Origin of the sequence: Chitinophaga solisilvae, assembly GCF_009928525.1 — a bacterium.
GTDB lineage: Bacteria > Bacteroidota > Bacteroidia > Chitinophagales > Chitinophagaceae > Chitinophaga > Chitinophaga solisilvae.
The window spans coordinates 1-23,927 of sequence record NZ_JAABOK010000026.1; the positions used below are offsets into that span (position 1 = coordinate 1).

5 protein-coding genes are annotated in these 23,927 nt (G+C 52.5%); all 5 read right to left on the reverse strand.

Annotated elements, in window-relative coordinates:
• The coding region (locus tag GWG06_RS29375; RefSeq protein WP_160718052.1) for a non-ribosomal peptide synthetase at positions 1-3,982 on the reverse strand (3,982 nt) is incomplete at its 3' end.
• Positions 3,979-5,913, reverse strand: coding sequence for an AMP-binding protein (locus GWG06_RS29380; RefSeq protein WP_160718053.1), 1,935 nt, complete (start codon positions 5,911-5,913; stop codon positions 3,979-3,981). The genes GWG06_RS29375 and GWG06_RS29380, both read right to left, overlap by 4 nt.
• A gap of 173 nt (positions 5,914-6,086) precedes the next feature.
• Complete coding sequence (locus GWG06_RS29385) at positions 6,087-6,737, reverse strand: response regulator transcription factor (RefSeq protein ID WP_127034042.1); 651 nt, start codon at positions 6,735-6,737, stop codon at positions 6,087-6,089.
• Complete coding sequence (locus GWG06_RS29390; protein WP_160718054.1) at positions 6,727-17,616, reverse strand: non-ribosomal peptide synthetase; 10,890 nt, start codon at positions 17,614-17,616, stop codon at positions 6,727-6,729. The genes GWG06_RS29385 and GWG06_RS29390 overlap by 11 nt, the downstream gene beginning before the upstream one ends.
• An 11-nt stretch (positions 17,617-17,627) precedes the next feature.
• Complete coding sequence (locus GWG06_RS29395; protein WP_160718055.1) at positions 17,628-23,927, reverse strand: non-ribosomal peptide synthetase; 6,300 nt, start codon at positions 23,925-23,927, stop codon at positions 17,628-17,630.

The following is a 23,927-nucleotide window of genomic DNA, read 5'->3' on the forward strand; positions in this document are numbered from 1 at the left end:
CGGTATAGGTGCGGCCTGCAGGGCGCGGATAATCGCCGGGAAGTTCCAGGACAGGCAGTTCATCACTGAACTGATCCAGCCAGTAGCTGCGATGTTCCGGGTTTACCAGCTCCGGTTGCCAGCACGCATAATCCTTATACTGGATACGCAGCGCCGGCAGCGATTCACCACCCTGGTACAGCTGCAGCAGTTCACGGATCATCACGCCCATAGACCAGCCATCGCTGATGATATGGTGCATGGTGAAGCTGAATACCCAGCGGTTGGCAGACAGGCGGTATAACGATGCGCGCAGCAGCGGACCGGTCTGCAGGTCGAAGGGAGACAGAAAATCTTCCTGCAGTAATGCATCCAGTGCAATGCTGTTATTACGTATATCCGTTACTGTTATGTTAAAATCAAGTGCAGGAAGAATAAACTGTTTTACTTCTCCCTGTTCATCTTCCTGAAAAATGGTTCTTAGTATTTCATGTCTTGCTACCAGCGTCCGGAAGCTGTCTTCCAGCTTTTCCACATCCAGCAGGCCTTCAAAGACATGCGCCGAGGGTACGTTGTAGGCGATGCTGCCTCCGTCCAGCTGGCTCAGCACCCACAGGCGGCGCTGTGCTGATGACAATACATAGCTGCGCTGCGGCGGCGCTGCCGGGATATGTACAAAGTCCGTATGACCCAGGGAAGAGATCAGCTGCGCCTGTGCTGCCAGAACAGGATGCGTGAAAATATCATGCAAGGTTATTTTCACTTCAAAATGCCGGAACAGCTGGCTCGCGAGCCGGGTTGCCTTCAGGCTGTGACCTCCCGTGAGGAAAAAATTATCAGTAACGCTGATATGATCTTCCTTCACACCAAGTACAGTAGCCCAGATGGTTACCAGTTGTGCTTCGATGCTATTACGCGGGGCTGTTCGCGTACCTTTGCCGGTGAAGATAAAACCTTCCGGAGATGGCAAGGCCCGCCGGTCTGTTTTACCGCTGGAAGTCAGCGGGAATGTCTCCAGCTGTACAAAATGCGCCGGTATCATATACGATGGCAGGGTATTTCCCAGCCAACTACGTATATCCGTATGGTTTAGTGTATCTGTGGCTACCAGGTATGCAATCAGCGTATGATCGCCATCCGGAGCGGCATGTGCAGTTACTGCCACATCGCTGATGCCGGGGTACTGCTGCAGCGCATGCTCTATTTCACCTGGTTCTATGCGGTAGCCGCGTACTTTCACCTGGTTATCCTTACGGCCTACAAATACGATATTACCATCTGCGCACCAGTGGCCGGTGTCGCCGGTGCGGTATATTCTTTCTCCGGCAATAAAAGGGTCTGCCGTAAATTTTTCTGCTGTCAGCTCCGGGCGGTTCAGGTAGCCTACGGACAGGCCTACGCCACCAATGCATATTTCGCCGTTCACGCCGGGAGGCAGTAATTCATTGTGCGGTCCCAGCACATACAGGCGGGTATTCCATATCGGGCGGCCGATAGGAATCACCCTATCACCGTTCAGCGGACTATAATGACTTACTTCTATAGATGCCTCCGTAGGTCCGTACAGGTTATGAAGCGGAATATTAAACCGGTCATACCAGCGGCTGACAGTGCCTGCTGTCAGGGCTTCTCCGCTGCACATCACCTTAGTAACGCCTTGCAGCGGAGTACCGGTAAACGGATACTCGAGGAAGCTGTTCAGCATGGAAGGCACAAAATGCAGGGCGGTAACGCCGGTAGCATTTATCAGTGCCAGCAGATGTTCCGGGGAGCCGATATGTTCCCGCGGGCATAGCACTTCTGTTGCGCCAAAACACAGCGGCATAAACAGTTCCCATACGGATACGTCAAACGTGAAGGTGGTCTTCTGCAGGATAACGTCTTCCTGTGTAAAACCATAGTGATCCCACATCCAGCGGAGGCGGTTCACAACGCCCCTGTGCTTCAGCATACAGCCTTTGGGCATACCGGTGGAGCCGGAAGTATAAATGACATATATCAGGTCGTCGGCAGTGGATGCACGCAGCAACGGTTCGTCGCTGTATGTATGCAGCTCCTGCTGTATTGTTTCCAGCAATGCGGCATCTATCACAACCTTACAGTCGCTGTCGGCACGCAGGTATTGAATGCGGTCGGGCGGATACTGCGGATCTACCGGTACGTATGCCCCGCCGGCTTTCAGGATCCCCAGCAGGCAGATCACCTGCCAGTCGCTGCGATCCAGTTCTACTCCAACAAGATCGTTGGCGGCGATGTGATAACGTTGCTGCAGGAAACGGGCAACCCTGCCGGATACCTGGTCCAGTGCACGGTAGGTCCATTGTACATCTCCCCATATCAGCGCGGTACGCGTACCGTTCTGCAACGCCTGTTTGCGGAAAAGATCCGCTACCGTTTTATCTGCAGGAAAATCGTGTGCGGTATCATTAAACAGATGCAGTAACGCCTGTTGCGCCGGCGTAGCGATAGCTGTTGCTGCCGGCGTAATCTGCGGGTTATCCAGCACCTGGGCAATAATATATTCGTAGGCATCCAGCAGCAGCTGAATACTTTCATCTTTATAGAGCGCGGTTGCATACTCTACTTCGAGATAACCTTTCTTTCCCGTATCTACGGCAAAGCTGAAGCTGATATCAAATTTGGAGGTCACCTGATCCAGGAGCAGCGGTGCTGTTTCCGCCAGGTAATGATACAGTTCATCCAGCACGATACCGGATTGCCGGCTTACCTGGATGAGCGGTTCAGGTTGTACCACCATCAGGATATCGAACAACGGATCGCGCGAGGCATCAGTATTCACTACGGCCTGTTCCATGATTTTACCGAGCGGGTAGTCCTGGAATTCAAATACCTGCTTTGAGTGCTGTGATATCAGCGCCAGATGTTCCAGGAAGGGACTGTCTGCCTGCAGTGTAGTACGCAATGGCAGCGTGTTCACATACAGACCCAGCTGCTGTTCCAGCTCCTGCCGGTTACGGCCGGCCACCGGTGTGCCTATTACCATATCCTGCTGCCCGGAAAAGCGGTATAGCAGTACGGTGAGGGTAGCGCGGAAAAAGTTGAACAGCGTAACATGCTGTTCTTTGCAGAAGTTACGGATACGTTCGTAGTTCCCTTCCTGCCAGTAGTAGCGGCGGATAGCGCCGGCAAACTGTTTCACTGCCGGCCTTTTGAAATCTGCCGGCAGCTCCAGCGGCGGCACGGCTGTTTCAAATGCTTTGGTCCAGAATGCCTTTGCCCGCTCATCTTCCTGCTGACGGATGTAAGCGGTATAATCTACATACTGTATTGATAAAGGTGCGGCCGACGGTGTTTGTCCGGCGAGCAGTAATTCATAGTTGCTGATAAGCTCCTGCAGCAGCAGGGCTACAGAATGTCCGTCGCTGATAATATGATGTATGGAAAACAGCAGGGCATATTCTTCTGCGGCCATGCGGTACAGCTGCATCCGTAGCAGCGGCCCGTTCACCAGGTCGAAAGCGGTACGGTACTGCTGCTGGTATTGTTCAAGGAGATAAGCCTTTTTATCAGCCCGGCCGGAAATATCTTCCAGTGGTATTTGTACGGACAGGGTATCGGGAATAAACTGCCTTGGTTCGAAATCTACTTCCCGGAATACGGTGCGCAGGATCTCATGCCGCTGCACCACCCGTTGCAGGGCTGCCTGTAGCAGCAGATGATCTGTATTTCCTTTCAGCAGGAGGCCGGTAACAATGTTGTAGGCGGTATCGCCGCCTTCCCATTGAGATAGTAACCACAGCCGTCTTTGCGCATCTGATGTTTCAAAGGAGGCCTTCCGCGCTGTGCGGGTCAGTGGAATATGTTTTATCTGTCCTGCGCTCGCTGTCAGGAATGCCAACAGCTCCTCCCTGTTTTCTCTGATAACAGTCAGCAGATGCTGCGGCACCCGTTCCGTTTCGCCGGTCAGCTTCAGCTGTTGGCCATGCGCTACGGGCGCCACATTCAGTTGTTTAAGCGCAGCAATAATTTCCAGGGGTTTCATATAATAACTTCGTTATCGGAGATTTGTCTGTTCTTCAGCCACAGCATATTTTCCAGTAAAGCGGAAAGCGCTGAGATGGTATTATTCTCCATCACTGCTGAAATATTTATATTCAGATCAAGCTCCCTGTTAACTTTATTCAGCAGCTCTACCTGCTGCATGGATTCCAGTCCGAGGTCGGTAAGGTCTGTATGGTACACATCGCCGGCATAGACGGCGCTGCCAGTTTTTTCGGAGACGATGCGCAGCAGGTAATCCTGTATTTTATAACTGTCGGGATGAGCGGCTATATCTTCCACATCCGCTACCGCCGTATGGATGATTTCTTCCGGCAGCTGTTGCAGGGAAGCCATACTTTTAAACAGCCCTTCCTGGTACCATCCCACACATTTACTGCGTTGCAGTTTCCCGCTGGTGGTGCGGGGAATGGTGAAAGGCGACACCAGCAGTATATCATGCGGAGTAATGCCGAATCTGCCTGTCATGGCTCTTCTGGCAGCAGCAATCACGATAGCGGGTTCCAGCGACCTGACTGCGCTTCTTTTTATTTCTATGACGGCTACCACCTGTTCGCTGGCAGCATCTGTGCAAAACACGGCTACGCCATTATTTTCTATATCATTGTTGCTGCCTGCCACCGCCTGTTCCACATCTGTCGGATAGATATTTTTTCCGCGGACGATCATCATCTCTTTCAGCCGGCCCTGTACAAACAGCTGTTCCTGATGAAAGAAGCCCAGGTCGCCGGTTCTCAGGAATCGAAGACCGTCCTGCTCATAAAAATATGCCTGGTTATTACGCCGCCAGTAGCCAACGGTAACGCTGTCGCCGGCGATGCATATTTCCCCTTCTTCTCCTGCGGCTACCGGCTGACCTGTAGCGGCGGAAATGATTTTCACCGTAATGCCCGGCACTGCTGCACCTACGCCTATTAATTGCCGGTCTTCGTGTATGCATACAGGTTGCTGCTCATCATGATACACGGCAACCAGCAGGGTGGCTTCCGCGAGGCCGTAGCACGGCGTACAGGCATGAGGGTTATATCCTGCAGCCGCGAAATGTGCTGTAAACCGCTGCAGCGTGGAGGGCCGGATTACTTCTGATCCGTTGAAAGCCACTTTCCAGGAGGAAAGATCCAGGGTGCTCACTTTATCGGCGGGAATCTTGTCTGTACACAGATCATAGGCAAAATTGGGGCCGCCGCTATGCGTGGCCTTATAGCGGGAAATGCCTTCCAGCCAGCGCAGCGGCTGCTGTATAAAATCCGCCGGATCCATCAGCACACCCGTGCAGCCCATAAAAACGGTATGCAGGATATTGCCGATCAATCCCATATCATGATGAAAGGGAAGCCAGGAGAAGATAACAGACTGACTGTCGCAGCGGAATGTCTGCGCAATCATCTCCTGATTATGGATGAGGTTCTGATGAGAGATTACTACGCCTTTGGGATCACTGGTGGAGCCGGAGGTATACTGCAGCAGGGCAATATCATGCGGCTGGGACTCTGTTACAGGCGCAGGATTATTCCAGCCATCTGTAAACAGTAGCAGCGCTGCGGCATCTTCCAGGTAGCGGGCCGTTGCCTTGCGGCACAGTATAGCTGCAGGCATGGCATCGTCAATAATATGCTGCAGCCGCGCAAACTGCCTGCTGCTCTGCACATAAGGCACCGGCACCGGTACAGCGCCGCTGTAATGACAGGCAAAAAATGATACGATAAAAGACAATACATCCTGGTAAACAAGCACTACCCGCTTGCCGTGCAGGTGATGTGCCGCCAGCTGCATGGCCTGTGACAGCACTTCTTCCTCCAGTTTGCCGTATGAAATACGCTGGTCCGGTTCAAGTCCTTTACCTGAAATAATAAAAGCTGTTTTAAATGGGGATACGCTGGCGTGATACGTCAGGTAGTCGATTATTCTAAGCATGTTACGTATATCGCGGGTGAGAAGAATAGAAGATGCAGCTATCGCTATGGCATGTAACATTTCCTGTTACAACCAGGATAGCATCAATAGGGCTTATAAATACAAATTACAGTTATAAGGGAATATATAAACTAGGGGTTGTGCTAATTTTCATTACGGTTTTTACTAAAGCACTATCCGATGGTACAGATCTTACTTTCGATAGCATACCGCAGCAATCCTACTGCAGATCTGACCTGCAGCTTTTCTCTCAGTTCCTGCTTCAGCTTTTCCACAGACCTCACGCTGAGTAATATTTCATCTGCTATCTCCCTGTTGTTTTTATCTTCCCACATCAGCCTCAGCAGCAGTTTCTCGCGGTCTGTCAGCGGCACGGCAATATCCGGCCCTCCGGAGTAATTATTCCGGTGATGACAATAGAGCGCTTCTGTGAACAACTGGTTACGGTAAATCCTGTCCGATGCAATGGTAAGAATAGCATCCCGGAGTTCTTCCGGACTATCTCTTTTTGATACGCAGCCATAGATGCCCATCTCCAGCAGCTCGCTCACCCATTCAATATCCGCTGTCATAGATAATAACAGGATCTTTGACAGCGGATACATGGCTTTGATGCGGCAGATGATTTCATGTGCACCGGTAGCAGGAATATCCATCACCAGCACATCAAACATCATTCTTTTGCCAGCTCTCAGCAATTCCTTTAGTTGTCCTCCTTCCAGCACCACATCCATGTGCGCACATTTAACAAGATAGTTGCTCAGCATTCTGCGGAACAGCAGCTGTTCGTCTATAATAACAACGGATACAGGATTAACGGGCATTCAGCGTATGATTTAATATTTCTGCAAAAAGATTTCTCAACGCTATTCGTTGTGTATACGGGAAGATATTTCTGTTAAAAATGAAATTCAGCTTCAGGCAGTTGCTGTATTCCTTTACCACCAGTACCATACCAAAGAGCTGCATATGCTCTCCGTCTTTGTTACCATCAGCGATATTACCTTCGTAGGCTGCTTCCAGATCGCTGTTATAGTTGTGATAATTGAAGAAGACAGCAGAACGGAGTAAATCCGGCGTATCTATACCGAGCGCACGGACTACCTCGCCAAAAGGACAGGCGTCGTGCTGCAGATCGTCCAGGAAGCCGGACTGTACTGCTTTCAGCAATGCCAGCGGATTACCCGCATCCTCTATGCGATGGCGTACAATCATCATGTTGGCGAAGAACCCTATCAGCCCGGTTACATCCAGCGGGCCGAAATGTATCGAGTTCCTTCCTGAAACCGTGGTGCAGAGGGCGACCTCCTGTTGTCCGGACAGCCGGTGTACCAGCAGTGTCAGTACCCCCATGAGCAGCGTGGTGCGGGTCACCCCGTGTTTTTTCGAGAAGGCGGCTATCTCCTGATAACGGCTGCCTTCCAGCAGGAGCACCAGGTTATTGGGTCCGTCGTCTGTTTCCTGCCACGCAGGGAATGCTACCTGCAGCCGGCAGCCTTCCAGCTTTGCTTTCCAGTACCGCAGGCTTTCCTGTCCGGCTGCCGATGCCACATGATTCCGCTGCCAGCCGGAGAAGTCCCTGTACTGGAATTTCAACGGAGGCGGTGGCGCAGCGCCGGTCAGCTGCTGTATATACAACGCGGTCAGTTCATTTTTTATGATGCCGATAGAATAACCATCAGTGATAATGTGATGCATGGTAATCAGCGCAACATGCCTGCCGTTGGCACAATGGAAGAGTTTCACCCGGAACAGCGGAGCGGCGGCAAGATCCGCCTCCCAGTTATATTCCTCTTTGATGATCGTATCCAGCGCTTCGTCCTGCTGCAGTTGTACGGGGCCTTCCACATTGATGCGCAATGCACCTGGTGGCAATATGCGCTGCAGCACAACGCTTCCTGCTTTCACAAATGCAGTTCTCAGCATTTCATGCCGGTCTGCCAGTTGGTTCACGGCAGCCGTCAGCGCATCTGCGCGTATCTCCGCTCCTTCATACGGCATTACAATCAGGTGATCTCCTTTCCTGTTCCAGCCGGAGAAATAAACCTGCTGGTTATAAGAAGGCAGGATCACGGTACCCACCGGGATATGACGCGCGATGGCAGCCACATTTTTTTCCTCAAACAATACTTTCATCGGGATAGTAACGCCGGTGACATCGAGTATTTTTTTGAGGATGATCATAGCCTTGAGTGAGTTACCGCCGAGTTCAAAGTAATCATCGGTGCGGCCTACCTGTTCCCGGCCCAGCACTTCCTGCCAGATAGCTGCCAGCAGCTGCTCTTCAGGGCCTTCAGGCGCGGAGTACAGATACACATTATTCACGGCGGCATCGCCGGGATAAGGTAATGCCTTCTTATCTATTTTACCATTGGAGGTGAGTGGTAAGCTATCCAGCTGCACAAACCATGCAGGGATCATGAACAGGGGCAGTAATCCTGACAGGTGTGTTATCAGCTCATTCGTATACAATGGCGCTGCGCCTACCAGATAGGCCGCCAGTTCATTTTCACCATTCTCTTTCAGCACCGGTGTTACTACCACTGCATCCACGCCCGGATAGCGTAACAGGGCGTTTTCTATTTCGCCCGGTTCAATGCGGTGGCCGTTGATTTTAATCTGTTCATCCTTTCTTCCGGTATATTCCAGTATACCACCAGGCAGCCAGCGGCCGAGGTCCCCGGTGCGGTACATACGCCTGCCGGGAGCAAACGGATCGGGCACAAACTTCGCGGCTGTCTGTTCCGGTTTATTAAGATAACCGCGTGCAATACCGCTGCCGCCTACACAGATCTCTCCTATTACGCCCACCGGCGTAAGCTGATCCTGTGCATCGAGGATATAGACGGGGCTGTTGGCAATAGGCCGGCCGATAGGTACGTTGTCGCCGGCGATGCTCTTTGCATCCGGTACGGGCATTACGGAAGCGCAGATGCTGGTTTCCGTAGGGCCGTAAGCGTTATAGTATTCGCCGTACTGCAGGAAGGCGCGGGCTTTGTCTGCCAGGGCTGCTTCACCGGCTGTCACCAGCTTTTTAAGCGTACTGATTTTTCCTACGTCCAGCATCCGCAGATAGGCTGGCGGTATCAGTGCAAAGTCTATGCTGTTATCTGTAATGAACTGTTCCAGCAGCAGCGGGTTATCCCTGATGTCATCACTAACCACATACAGGGCGGCGCCGCAGGTCAGCGCATTGAATGTTTCAAATACAGAAGCATCAAAAGAAAAAGAAGTAATCTGCATATTCCTGTATCCTGCAGGGATGTCAAAGAATGCCTGCATCCCCTGGATAGTGTTGGCCAGTCCGCCGTTTTCCACCATCACGCCTTTCGGTTCTCCCGTTGATCCGGAGGTGTAGATCACATAGGCCAGATCTCCGGGTCCTGCCTGATTCACTGCTCCTGCAGGCGGTGCGGCAACAGGAATATCTGTCATATACAGTGCGCCGTCAAAATAGTCCAGTTCAAACATCCGGGAGGTTTCGGTAATCAGTGTGCTGATACCGGTATCTTTGAAGATAAACTCCTTGCGCCCTCTGGGATAATCCGGGTTCACAGGTACAAAGGCTGCACCTGCCTTCAATATACCGAGCATGGAGATGATCACTTCCGCAGATCTGTCCAGCATAATACCGACGAGATCATTTGTACGGATGTTATATGTCTGCTGTAAAACAGCGCCCAGCTGCTCCGCCCTTTCATTCAGCTCCGCGTAGGTCAGCGCCGTATCGTTGAATACCAGCGCCGTACTGTCCGGCGTACGTGCTGCCTGTGCTTCAAAAAGCTGTATAATCGTTTTGTCCGGCGCAAAATCTGCCGCCGTCTGGTTAAAGGTGTGCAGCAGCTGCTGTCTGTCATCGCTGCTGAGGAAAGTTACTTCCCCGATAGCTGTATCAGGATTGCTCAGGGCAGCGGACAGGAATTGTTCCAGCTGATCTCCCAGCTGCTGTATCATCCACTGGCTGTATATATCGGTGTTATAGGCAAGGCGCAGCTGTAATCCGTCTGTGCGTTCTGCAAAATCAAATACCAGGTCAAACACGCAGGAGATCGTACCGATACCGTCATAGCCGCTCATAGTAAGCTGCTGCGACTGTTCTCCCGCACTGCTGACGGCTTTTACGGCCTGCTGTACAATTACCTGTATATCAAAAAGCGGGTTGCGGCTGCGGTCGCGCTGTACATCAAGGTCACCCACCAGTTTATCAAACGGATAGAGCTGGTGTTCATAAGCGCCCAGCGCTACTTTCTTCACCTGCTGCAGGAGTTCCCGGAAGCTGTGGCGGCCGCTGAACTGTGTGCGCAACGCGAGGGTATTAACATAAAAACCGATCTGATCTTCCAGGTCAGCATGTTCCCTGCCGGCAACCGGCGTGCCGATGATGATATCGTCCTGTGCGGCATAATGATACAGCAGTGCATTCACAGCGGCTACCATCGTCATAAACAGGGTGCTTTCCTGGTCGGTGGTAAACTGTTGTATACGCTGACTCAGCTCTTTGCTGAAGTTTTTCCTCCAGGCGGCGCCGTTGTAGGTTTTCACGGCGGGACGTACTTTATCTGACGGCAGCTCCAGTACAGGCAATGCGCCGGAGAACTGCTGCAACCAGTATTCCCGGTGTTCTTTCAGCAGGTCGGCGGTGAGCTGCTCCTGCTGCCATACGGCATAATCCTTATACTGTATGCGCAACGGCTGCAGCTCCGGATCTACGGAGTCGCGGTAGCTACGGTAGCATTTCATCAGCTCATCTATCAGAATACCTCTTGACCATCCGTCGCTGATGATGTGGTGTGTCACATAGGTGAACACCCACTCTCCTTCTGCCCGCTGTATGAGGCTGGCTCTTACCAGCGGGCCAGTGGCCATATTAAACGGTGTCACAAAATCTTTTCTTACCAGCTGCAGCGCTATGGCGGCGGCATTGTCTTCACCGCGCAGGTCATGGCGCGCAATGGCGAAGCCCAATGCTGCCGGCTCCAGCACAAACTGCCGCAGTTCACCGGTATCATCATGCCGGAAAACCGTGCGCAGCACTTCATGCCTGCCGATAACAGCATCAAAGGCATATTGTAAAGCGGCAGGGTCCAGCTCTCCGCTGAATACATGCACATCTTTTACGTTATAGGCAATGCTGACTTCTTCAAACTGACTCAGTATCCATAACCTGTACTGGGAAGACGACAGCGGATAACCATTGTCCGAAGGCGGCGCCGGCGCTATCGCTACAAATGATTCCTTCTTCGCCTGCCGGATAAGTTCCGCCTGCTCTTCCAGCACGGTAAAGGCGAAGATATCCTTGAGGGTGATATTTACATCAAAGGTTTTATAAATGAGACTGGCGAGACGCGTGGCTCTCAGGCTATGCCCGCCGATGTCAAAGAAACTGTCCTTCACGCTGATGATGGTTCTGCCCAGCACTTCCTGCCACAGCAACAGCAATTTTTCTTCCACCTGGTTACGCGGCGCTACGTAGGGTGCGCCGGAAGACTGGTCCGCATTATCCGGCCGCGGAAGTTGTTTTCTGTCAATCTTGCCGTTTACGTTTAACGGCAGTTCTCCCAGCTGTATCAGGCTGGACGGCACCATAAAGGCAGGCACTTTACCTGTCATGTAAGTCCGCAGTGCTGTGATATCCACTAACACGTGGGAAACAAAATATCCCCACAGTTCTTTTTCTCCGTTGACATTCACGCCTGCTATGACTACCGTAGAACCCATATCAGGGAAGCCTTTCAGGATGCTGGCCACTTCATCCGGCTCAACGCGGTAACCGTTTATTTTCACCTGATCGTCCACCCTGCCTTCAAACACGATGTTACCATCGGGCAGCCAGCGGGCAATATCACCGGTTTTATACATACGGGCGCCTTCCCGGAAAGGGTCTGCCACAAAGCGTTCGGCAGTCAGCGCTTCATTGTTGATATATCCTCTTGCCAGTCCGCCGCCTACATACAATTCCCCTTTTATACCTACCGCACACAATTGCTGACGGCCATCCAGGATATAGGCGGTACCGTTAGTCACCGGCTTACCGATAGAGATAACGGTATGTTCCGGACGTACGGCGCCTACGGTGGAGTTGGTCGTATTTTCTGTAGGGCCATAGCAATTCAGCAGCAGCAGGTCCGGGAACTTCGCGAGGATGGCGTGCGCATGGCGTAATGACATCTGTTCGCCTCCTGCAAAAACAGCTTCCAGTCCTGCGAAAATGTTTACGTCATCTTCCACCAGCTGGTGCAGCCTGGCTACTGTCAGCAGCATCATATTTACGGCATGCTCACGGAGCAGCGCCGACAGCTGCTGTTTATCGAGCAGCGCATCGTTGCCGGCCAGTACCAGCGTACCGCCGTTCAGCAGCATGCTCCAGTATTCAAACGTAGTTACGTCAAAGGCTACTGCGCCTGATGCGAGCAGCACATCTGATGCTTTCAGGTCAATATATCCACAGTCTTTCACCAGCCTCCGGATGCCGTGATGTTCTATCATCACGCCTTTCGGCTCCCCGCTGGAACCGGAGGTGAACATCACATAGGCGAGGTCATTGCCGGTGATGCCGGTATAATGTTTTATCTCACACGCCTCTATCAGGTGTTCTTCCACCTCCGGCGCTATGACGCTTCCTTCAAAGCTGTACAGGTCAGGGATATAATCGATATGGGTGAGAATGGCCTTACATCCTGCCTGCTGCAGCATATAATTTTTGCGGTCCGACGGGAAGGCCGGATCTATGGGAACATATGCCGCGCCGGCTTTGAGTATCCCCAGGATGGCAATGACCGCCTTCTCCGTTTTCTCCAGCAGCACGCCTACCAGGTCGCCGCCAGTGATGTTGTAATTCTCCCGCAGATATACCGCCAGTTTATCTGAGCGTTCATCCAGCTCTTTGTAGGTGATGGTAGTACCGTTGGCGGCAATGGCTGTTTTATCCGGCGTAGCGGCTGCCTGCTGCCGGAAGGCATCACCGGTATGCCACTCCTGCGGACATGGCGATGCCGGCGGATTGAAATCATGAATGAGCTGCGCACGTTCTGCTGTTGCCAGGTACTCCAGCGCCCATACGGGTTTATCTGCATGATGCGCAATATCACAGATGATATTCTCCAGGTGAAACAGCAGCCGCCAGGCGGTATTATCATTGTAGAGGTCTGTATTATAAATCAGGGATACACGCAATCCATCACTGCTCTCCACAAAATTAAACGTGAGATCGAAGCGGCTGGTAATGCCGCGGCGGGCACTTTCGCCGGTTTGTCCCTGGTTGCTGGTAATCTCCTTGACATTCTGCAACACCATAGTAACGTCAAACAGCGGGTTCCGGCTGATATCATGGTCTGCGTCCAGCACTGTTACCAGTTCATCAAACGGGTAGGCCTGGTGTTCAAAGCCCTGCAGCATCACCTGACGGGCATGCTGCAGCAGGGAATGAAAGCTGTCACCTCCGCTGAAGCGCATCCTGACAGGCAGCGTATTCACATAAAAACCTATCTGGTCTTCCAGGTCGGTATGCTCACGGCCTGCTACGGTAGTGCCTATGATAATATCTTCGTGCCCGGTGTACCTGTACAGTAAGGTATTCACGGCTGCGAGCAATGCCATGAACAGCGTGCTTTCATTCTCCCTGGCTACTGCATTCAGTGCGTTCATCGTTGCTTCAGGAATAAACCTGCCAACGGTAGCGCCGTTATACGTTTTGCGGGGAGGCCGCGGGCGGTCAGCCGGCATTTCCAGCACCGGCAGCTCACCGGAACATTGTTCTATCCAGTAGTTTTTATGCGCCTGCATTACTTCACTTTCCAGGGATGCACGCTGCCATACCGCATAATCCTTGTATTGTATGCGCAGTGGTATCAGGGAAGTATTTTCAGGTTGCTGATACTGCTGATAGAACTGCAGCAGTTCCTTCAGCAATATTTCTTTTGACCATCCGTCGCAGATGATATGATGAATGACAAAAACAAATACCCATTTGTCATCTGACAGGCAGATGAGGCTGGCGCGGATCAGCGGTCCTGTGGAAAGGTTAAATGGCTGCCTGGCAGCGATGTCTGCTACTTCATCTGCCAGCGCTTCTCCCGCCGCCTCTTTTCTGAAATCGTGCAGGGTAATGCTGAAACCGGTTTTATCTGCCGGCAGCACTATCTGATTTACAGCGCCATCTTCCGTGGCATGGAAAATGGTACGCAGTACTTCATGCCGCGCTATCATGCTGTTGAAGGCTGCCTGCAGTGCTTCGGGGCTGACAGCTCCATGGAAAATATGCGTAGTGGGCACGTTGTAGGCGATGTTTCCTTCTTCCAGCTGGCTCAGTATCCACATACGGTATTGCGCGGAAGAAACGGGGTATCCGCTGTCTGATACCGGCGCCGGCTCAATAGCCATCCAGCCCGTCTTCCGGGCATTGGCGATCAATACCGCCTGATCTTCCAGTACCAGCGAAGCGAAAATATCCTTCAGCTCCAGGCTCACGGAAAATGTTTTGTGTATCATGCTGACCAGCCTGGTAGCACGCAGGCTATGACCGCCGATATCGAAGAAGTTATCTTTTACGCTGACGCGTTTTCTTTTCAGGATCTCTCTCCACAAGGCGGCCAGTTGCTCTTCTATTTCATTACGCGGGGCCACGTAGGCCGCATCTGCTGCTTCCTGCGGAGCTGGCAACCGGCGGCGGTCAATCTTTCCGTTGGCGGTCAGCGGCAGTTGCTCCAGCCGGATATAATGCGCGGGGAGCATATACAATGGTAAAGATGCGGCGAGATGTGTACGCAACATGCCTGCATCCATTTCATGATCGCCGGTCCAGTAGGCAGCCAGTTCCTTATCGCCGGACGCATGCTCAAAAGCCTGTACCACCGCGGTGTTGATGTCCGGGTGCTTCAGCAGCGCATGTTCTATCTCTTCCAGCTCAATACGGTAACCACGTATTTTAAGCTGATTATCCTTTCTGCCCAGGAAGATGATATCGCCGCCGGGCAGGCGCAGACCGAGATCCCCGGTCTTATAGATACGCCGGTCAGCATGAAAAGGGTCGGTGATAAACTGCAGTGCCGTCAGTTCCGGCTGTTGCAGGTAGCCCTTTGAAACGCCCCTTCCGCCGATGCAGATTTCGCCGGTAGCCCAGGCAGGCAGCAGTTTTCCATACTGATCCAGGATGTACACTGCCGTATTCCCGAATGGTTTTCCCAGCGGAATAATGCGCGAGGGTTCGTCCACTTTCCTTACCAGCTTACCGATAGTTGTTTCGGAAGGGCCGTAGTGGTTATAGATATCGCAGGACGGGCGTACTTTGCGGATCGTTTCTATCACATCAGCGGTCAGCGTTTCTCCTCCGAAAACGATACATTTCTCCGGGAGGAAGAAACTGTTGTCATCCTGTAATGCCTTCCAGTGCGAGGGTACTATCTTGATACAATCTACCTGATGCTGCCGCATTTTTTCTCCGTTCATCACTTCATCGGCGGAGAATATATGCAGGGCGCCGCCGGTGAGTAACGAAGCATAAATAACAGTATTACCCAGATCTGCAGCAGGTGTGGAAACCAGGCCGAAGCTGCGGCATGCGCCGATATTGGTAGCGGCCAGCAGGCCGTAATAATAGTCTGCCAGGTTACGGTGTGTTACCATCACTCCTTTCGGCGCACCGGTAGTACCGGAAGTATATACAATGTACGCGAGATGTTCCGGTGAAATGACCGCCGGCGCGGCAGTAGCTGCCGGCAGGCTTTCCAGCTGTATGTCTATGGCAAAAAGCTGTCCGTCGTAATAGTGTATGTCAAACAGAAAATCTGATTGTGTAATCATCGCACGGATGCCGGCATCAGTTACCATGTAGCGTTTGCGCGATTCAGGCATTTCCGGTTCTATCATCACGTAGGCACCGCCGGCCTTCAGTACGGCGATCATGGCCACCAGCACCTTTTCGGAGCGCTGCAGCAGGATGCCTACACGATCATCAGCAGTGATGCCGCAGGTGGTACGGAGATATTCCGCCAGCCTGTCTGATTCATCCTGTAACTGACCATAGGTTAAGGATGTCCTGCCAGCCACAAGTGCAGTGGCATCCGGCGTTTGCTGCGCCTGTTTTCTGAAGAGGTCTACCACGGTGGTATCTTCATATATCACCGAAGAGATGCTCTCCCGCAGCAGTTGCTGCTGCGTTGCTTCATCCAGCATGGGAAGGTCAGACAATGGCTGCAGACAATCTTCCGTCACTGCTTCCATGAGCTGCTGCAGATGTGTACTCAGCTGATGAATGAGTGCGGGGCCGAAGATGTCCGTGTTGTATACGGTCCTGACCAGCAGCCGTTCGCCGTCATCCAGGACGAAAAAGGTGAGGTCAAACTTGCTGACCACCTTACCGTTGTAGCCATAACCTTTTACGTCAACGCCATCAAGATGGGCAGCCTGTTCTTCGCGCGCCACATCAATGTTCTGCAATACCACCATCACGTCAAAAAGAGGATGCCGGCCTGCATCACGCACCGGGTTGAGTACTTCCACCAGTTCGTCAAACGGGTAAGCCTGGTGTGCGTATGCATCGAGCGTAACGGCCTTTACCCCGGAGAGCAGCTTCCGGAAGCTGTCTTTCCCTGTAAAGCGGGTTCTCATCGGCAGCGTGTTCACATAAAAACCAATCTGGTTCTCCAGCTCCACATTTTCCCTGCTGGCAATAGAGGTACCGATAACAATATCTTCCTGCCCGGTATATCTGTATAACAGGGTTTTCACCAGCGCCAGCATCGCCATAAACAGCGTACCTCCTTCTGCAGCGCAGAGCTTTTTGATGGCGGCTGTCAGCTCCGGCCCGATGATATGCGTATATTCATCTCCGTTATAACTTCTCACTGCAGGTCTGGGCTGATGCGGCGCCAGTTGCAGGACAGGCGCATCTTCTTCAAACTGCTGCAGCCAGTATGACTTGTGTTCCTGCAGGGCAGGGCCGTTCAGCTGTTCCTGCTGCCAGACGGCGTAATCCCGGTACTGAATACGCAGGGGTTTCAGCGGGTTGCTTTCTCCTTTTGTAAAAGCGTTATATAATACCAGCAGTTCTTTCACCAGTACGCCGGTAGACCATGCATCGCCGATGATGTGATGCATGACATAACAGAATACCCAGCTGCCGCCGGCAGTGCGGAAGAGCGTTGCCCTGAGCAGGGGGCCTGCCGCCAGGTCGAAAGGAGTATTCACTTCCTGCAGCACCAGGCTGTTCAGCGCTGCAGCAGATAATTCCCGTGCATCAACCTGCTGAATCTGCATCCTGGCGTCAGCGACGGAAAGGATGTATTGTCCGGCCGTTCCTTCCTCATCTGTTCTGAAAACGGTACGCAATATTTCATGCCGCTCCACCAGGCTGCTGAATGCCTGTTCCAGCGCCTGCTGATCCAGCCGGCCTTCAAACACATGCGTGCCTTTCAGGTTATAGGCCGTACTGTCAGGTTCCAGCTGATGGATAACCCACAGGCGGCGCTGTGAAGAGGACAACGCATAGCTTTCCGCTGCCGGGGCAGGAGTAATATGCGGCACGGTTTCTTCCGCTGTAATTCCTCCCGTATTACCCGACAACAATTGCAGCAGTTCCGCTTTACGCAACTTTATCTCCGCTATCAGGGATGGATCCGGATTACTGTCAGCAAAGACTTTCAGCTCGCCGTCAACAACTTCCAGGAGGATATTATTTTCCTTCAAATCCATCAATAATTTTTTCATAGAAATATCTTTTACAGTTCTATTTGAATAAGACCTTCTTTAGCATGTTTCTTACGCTGTTGTTCCTGCAGAAAATCGATTTGTCCGGCGATGCTTTCAATGGTAGCATCGCGGAAGATGGTCTGCACAGTTATCTTCACCTGGAAAGCTGCGTTGATTCTGGCAATCAGCTGAATGGCGCGGAGGCTCTGCCCTCCGTCTTCAAAGAAATTACGGGTAACGCTCACCTTTTCCTTCCCGAGTACTTCTTGCCAGATGACAGCGAGTTGTTCTTCCAGAGGCGTTCTGGGAGCAATTATTTCGATATCATCTTCTATTGTTCCTGTTATCTGCAGCAGTGTTTTTTTATCGAGTTTACCATTGATGGTTAGCGGCAGCTGCTCCAATGGCAGGAGCTGAGCGGGAATCATATAGTCTGGCAGTTTGCCCTTGAGGTATTGTATAATCCCTTCCTTACTGAACGGGCCTTCCGGAACGATGTAACCGGCGAGGCGGCGGGAGCCGTTGCCGGCATCAGCTACCAGTACAGCGGCTTCGCGGACAAGCGGGCAACCTTTTATCACATGTTCGATTTCACCGGGTTCTATTCTGTAACCATGGATCTTCACCTGTTCATCGAGCCTGCCGGCATATTCGATGGTGCCATCCGGCAGCCAGCGGCCAAGGTCCCCGGTGCGGTACATTTTCCAGGTACCGTCGCCGAAAGGATCTTCCACAAATTTTGCAGCTGTAAGCGCCGGCTGGTGCAGGTATCCCCTGGATACGCCGATACCGGTTACGCATATTTCTCCCGACACTCCTACAGGACACAGCTCTGATGCGGCATTCAGCACATAGATGCGGGTATTCTGTATTGGCTTTCCTACCGGTACGTTCACCTGTTCCGGTACATTATACATCAGGTGATGACAGATATCATCAGATGCTTCCGTAGGTCCGTATGCGTTCATTACCGGGATATGCGCCGCGCCGGGCTGGCCGAACCATTTCTCCAGTAGTTTTCTGCTGACGGCCTCTCCGGTTGTCAGCAGTATTTTCAGATGTTTCGGCGCTATCTCCGTCACGGTGTCCAATGCTACCGCAAGATAAGAGGGCACCAGTTCCAGGATGGTGGTGTTGCTGGCATCTACTGCCTGTATCAGTGCAGCAGGCTGATAGATCAGCTCATCCGGGAAAACGATGGTATGCCCGCCTTTCAGTAATGCGGCCAGCATCTGCCACACGGAAATATCAAACGTAAAGGAAGCCGTGTAGGCAATCACTGACTGATCTGTGATATGCAGGTCATTGATTTTGGCAAAAAGGTGATTCAGCATGCCCGCATGTTCCACCATCACGCCTTTGGGAGTACCGGTAGATCCGGAAGTGTAGATCACATAGGCCAGGTGGGCAGGTTGTACATGTGCTGTAACATACGTATCAGTGGCTGTTTCACGGCCGGGTATCAGCTGCTGTATTTCTTTTCCTGCCGGTAACAACTGCGCGGTGGACTCGCTGCACACTATCATCTGCGCGTCGCAGTCTGTTAAGATGTATTGTATTCTTTCAGGCGGGTAGCCCGGATCTATTGGAACGTAGGCTGCTCCCGCCATCAGGATGCCCAGTACAGCAATAATCATATCTGCGGAGCGTTCCAGGCAGACAGGAACAAGCGAACCTTCTCCTATACCGGACAGCTGCAGATGGGCTGCCAGCCGCGCTGCGCGGACGTGCAGGTCCCTGTAGGTAACCATCTCCTCTCCTGCTTTCACCGCCGCTGCCAGTGGCGTGCGGGTGGCCTGCTGCAGGAACAGATCCACGAAAGTGCTGTCTGACGGGTATTCCACGGCGTTATCATTGAACACGTGCAGCAGTGTATGTTTTTCTTCCGCGGACAGATATGCCAGCTGATTCACCGGCAGTTCAGGCCGGGAAACGGCTTCCGTTATCAGGCTGCAGCAGTGTGCAGCCATCCGGGCTACAGTATCGCCGTTATATATATCGCTGTTATATCCTATAGTGAGATGTAATGCACCGGCTGCCTCGGAAAATTCAAACAACAGATCGAACTTGCTGGTGGAGGTAGCCATGCTTTCGTGCGGGGCTGCGTCTGCCGCTGCTACGCCTTCCTTACCATGCAGGATGAGCATCACATCAATGAGCGGATGCCGGCTCATATCGCGGGGCAGATGCAGTTCCTCTACCAGGTCTTCAAACGGATACATATAATGTTCATATGCACCCAGCGACAGCTTCCTGGCTTTTAGCAGCAGGTCCCAGTAAGTATCTCTGCCGCTGAAGCCCGTGCGTAGTGCGAGCGTCTTCAGGTAACATCCGATCTGGTCTTCCAGGTCAGCATGATCCCTGCCGGTGATGACTGTACCAACCACTACATCTTCCTGACCGGAATAGCGGTGCAGGAAAATATTTACAAACGCCAGCAGGCTCATAAACAAAGTAGCGCCGGCTTCTTCGTTGAGCTGGCGTATTTTCCGGAGGGTATCCGCCGGAAGGCTGCTGTGTACAACACCTCCCTGATATGATTTTACCGGAGGGCGTACGCGGTCCTGCGGCATATTCAGCACAGGCAGCTCGCCTTCAAACTGTTGCAGCCACCAGGTTCTGTGTGCCTGCAATTTATCCGCATGCAGCTGTTCCTGTTCCCAGGCAGCATAATCTTTATAGTGAATGCGCAGCGGTGCGGGCGTAGCCGGAATATTTTCCAGCATGGCCTGGTAGGTGTGCAGCAATTCTTTAATGAGGATACCTATCGACCATTCATCGCCGATGATATGGTGCATAAAATAATGCAGCGTCCATTGCCGGCTGTTATTGCGGAACAGCAGGATACGCAGCAGCGGGCCGGTGGTCAGATCAAAAGGTTCTTTTGCATACCCCTGCAGGATGATAGCCGCCGCATCGTCGCTGATGCCGGCGCGCAGATCATGGATATCTACCGCAAAGTGTATTGCAGCAGGATCGAGTACAAACTGTCTGACTTCTCCGGCGTCGTTCTGTCTGAAAACCGTGCGCAGGATTTCATGCCTGGCTATCAGCGTGTGAAAGGCAGCATTCAGCACGTCGGTATCCATATCACCGCCGAAGCTGTGCCTGCCCTGCATTACATAGGCAGCGCCGGCATTTTCAAACTGGCTGAGTATCCAGATTCTCAGCTGGGAAGATGATAAAATATAACTCTCCTGTTGCGGCAGCGGCGTAATGGCGGTGAAGCTATTACTATCCGCCTGTGCAATCAGCCTGGCCTGGTCTTCCAGCACCGGATGTGTAAACAGGTCTTTCAGCGCCAGCTTCACCTTACATACTTTCTGTATCTGTGCCAGCAGCTGTATAGCTTTGATACTATGACCGCCCCTGGAAAAGAAGTGATCTTTGATACCGATGCGTTCAATCCCCAGCACAGCCTGCCATATAGCGGCCAGCTGTTCTTCCGTGCGGGTGCCGGGCATGACATATCTGCCATGAGCGCCCAGTCCGGCCATATCCGGCGGGGGCAGGCGTTTCCGGTCTGTCTTGCCGCTGGTCGTCAGCGGAAATTTATCGAGCTGTATATACCAGGCAGGTATCATATATTCCGGCAGACGGGTACTTAAAAATGATTTTACTGCAGCCGTATCCAGTTGCGCAGTAGCGATCATATAAGCCACCAGTGCCTTGTCGTTATTGTGTTCAGACTGATATACCGTTACCACCGCGGAGATGATCTCCGGATGTTCTTCCAGTATCCTGCTGATTTCGTCCGGCTCTATGCGGAAGCCGCGGATCTTCACCTGGTCGTCCTTGCGGCCGAGGTACTCCACTTGTCCGCCGGGCAGCCAGCGGCCGGCATCGCCGGTGCGATAGATACGCTGACCAGCCTGACAGGGATGCGGAACAAATTTCTGTGCCGTAAGCTCCGGTGCATTCATATAGCCTCTGGCGAGGCCCACACCGCCGATACATATTTCGCCGGGCACGCCGGCGGGCATCAGCCGGTTCCATTGGTCCAGGATATAAATGCCGGTATTGGCGATAGGCTTACCTATCAGCACGGTAGCATCGCCGGGGGCAACATCATAGCAGGTCACTTCAATAGATGCCTCCGTAGGTCCGTACAGGTTATGAAGCGGAGCTGTCATTTGTTCGTACCACCTGGCAGCAGTCTGTGGTGATAATGCCTCGCCGCTCACCATGACATGCCGCACTGATGCCAGCTGCCGGTGAAGGGTATTGTCTGTCAGGAACGGAATAAATTCGTTGAGCATCGAAGGCACAAAATGCACGCAGGTAACGGCATGCCGGGCGATGAGCGCCGCAAGGCGGGGTGGTGAAGCCACATCATCCGCAGGGCACAGCACCATCTTTGCACCGAGGCACAACGGCATGAATATTTCCGGTACTGACACATCGAAAGTGAAATTCGTTTTCTGCAGGATAACTTCTTCCGCAGAAAAATGATATTTACGCCACATCCATTCCAGGCGGTTGATGACACCGCGGTGTTCAATCATACAGCCTTTGGGGTTACCGGTGGAACCGGAGGTATAGATCACGTAAAGCAGATCAGCAGCGGTTCCGCCGGCATCGGGATTATATTCAGGATAGGCCGTGGTATCTGCCCGGTATCCGTCCAGCCAGGTGTCGTCTATTACCAGGCGGCAGTTACTGTTGTTCACGATGTAGTCCACACGGCTCTGCGGATACGACGGATCGAGCGGCAGGTAAGCGCCGCCGGCCTTCAGGATGCCCAGTATGGCAATTATCATATCCGGACTGCGTTGCAGGCGTATGCCCACCACTTCTTCCCGGCGGATATTATACTGTTGCAGCAGGCAATGCGCCAGGCGGTTGGCGGCAGTGTTCAATGCATTAAAGGAAAGGCTGGTATCTTCATATACAAGCGCCGTTGTTTCCGGCGCTGACCGCACCTGTGTCTCAAACAATGCCGTGAGGGTTGTATGGTCAGAAAAGGCAGCCTGTGTATCATTAAACGTAAATAAGAGCTGTAATTTTTCTTCCGGAGAAAGTATTTCTGTTTTTTCCGGGGCGATGTCCGGTTGTTCCACCACTGCAGTCATCAGCCGTTGCAGGTGCTCCAGCAGTTGTGTGATCTGTTCTTCCTTATACAGCAGGGTATTGTAGTGTATTTTAACAGTAAGCGCAGCGCCGGGAATCACGGACATCCAGCAGTCGTAGCTGGTTTGTTCAAATGCTTCCAGTGCTGTAAATGCCACGGTATCCGTTGGTGCTGTGGCTGCCGCGTCTGATGGCTGCGCAGGTTCCTGGTCAGGATAATTTTCAAAGACAATGATATGATCGAAGAGTGCGCGGCCTGTTTGAGCGGCAGCCTGTATCTCGGCCAGCTCCACATGATGATGTTCCGTGCCGCGGATAAAATCGAGCTGCAGGGCTTTCATCAGCGCCGTGAAAGAAGGCGCGTCGCTGAGATTTACACGTACGGGGATGGTGTTGATAAACAGACCGATCATCTGCTCTACGCCTTCGAGCTGTGGCGGCCTGCCGGAAACCACTGCGCCGAACAGCACGTCCGTGGTATTATTGTACCAGCCCAGGAGTATGCTCCATACCGCCTGGAAGAAGATATTCTCTGTTACCTGCAGCTGATGGCACAGCTGCCTGATACCCTGGCGCAGCGTGCCTTCTATGCGCAGCTGGCTTTTCCTTCCTGCCATCCGGCCTTTATCCGGCAGGCCGGTAGCGGGAATGCCGGTAGGCTGCGAAAAGGCACTGAGGTAGGCGCGCCAGTAATCCAGCGATGCTGCCTTATCCTGGCGGGAAAGCCATTTGATATAGTTCGCATAGGGATATACCCTTCCCAGTTGCGCCGGGCGCTGGCGTAACTGGCCAGTATATAATTCCGTAAATTCTTTCATGAGAATGCGGAGGCACCATCCGTCCATCAGGATGTGATGATGACTCCAGATGAATTCGTGCTGATCTGCTCCTGTTTTCAATACCGTCAGCCGGATCTGTGCGCCGGTCTGCAGGTTAAATCCCTTCTCCCGGTCTGCCGCCCTGTAATCGGGCAGGGAAAAGGCAGCATCGTGGCTGACATCCGCATATGCAAATACAGGTGGCTGGTTGCTTCTGATTACCTGTAAAGGTTCTTCTCCGACCGTATGTGTAAAAAAAGCGCGCAGGATGGCATGACGCGCCGTGAGTTGTCTGTAGCTTTCCTCCAGTAGCGGAAGTTGCAGGTTTCCTTTTACAGTACAGCTTATCTGGGAAAAATATGCCTGGGATCCGGGATCATTCAGCCAATGGTAGTACAGCCCTTTCTGCAGCGGGCTTAAAGGATAAACATCTTCTAACAT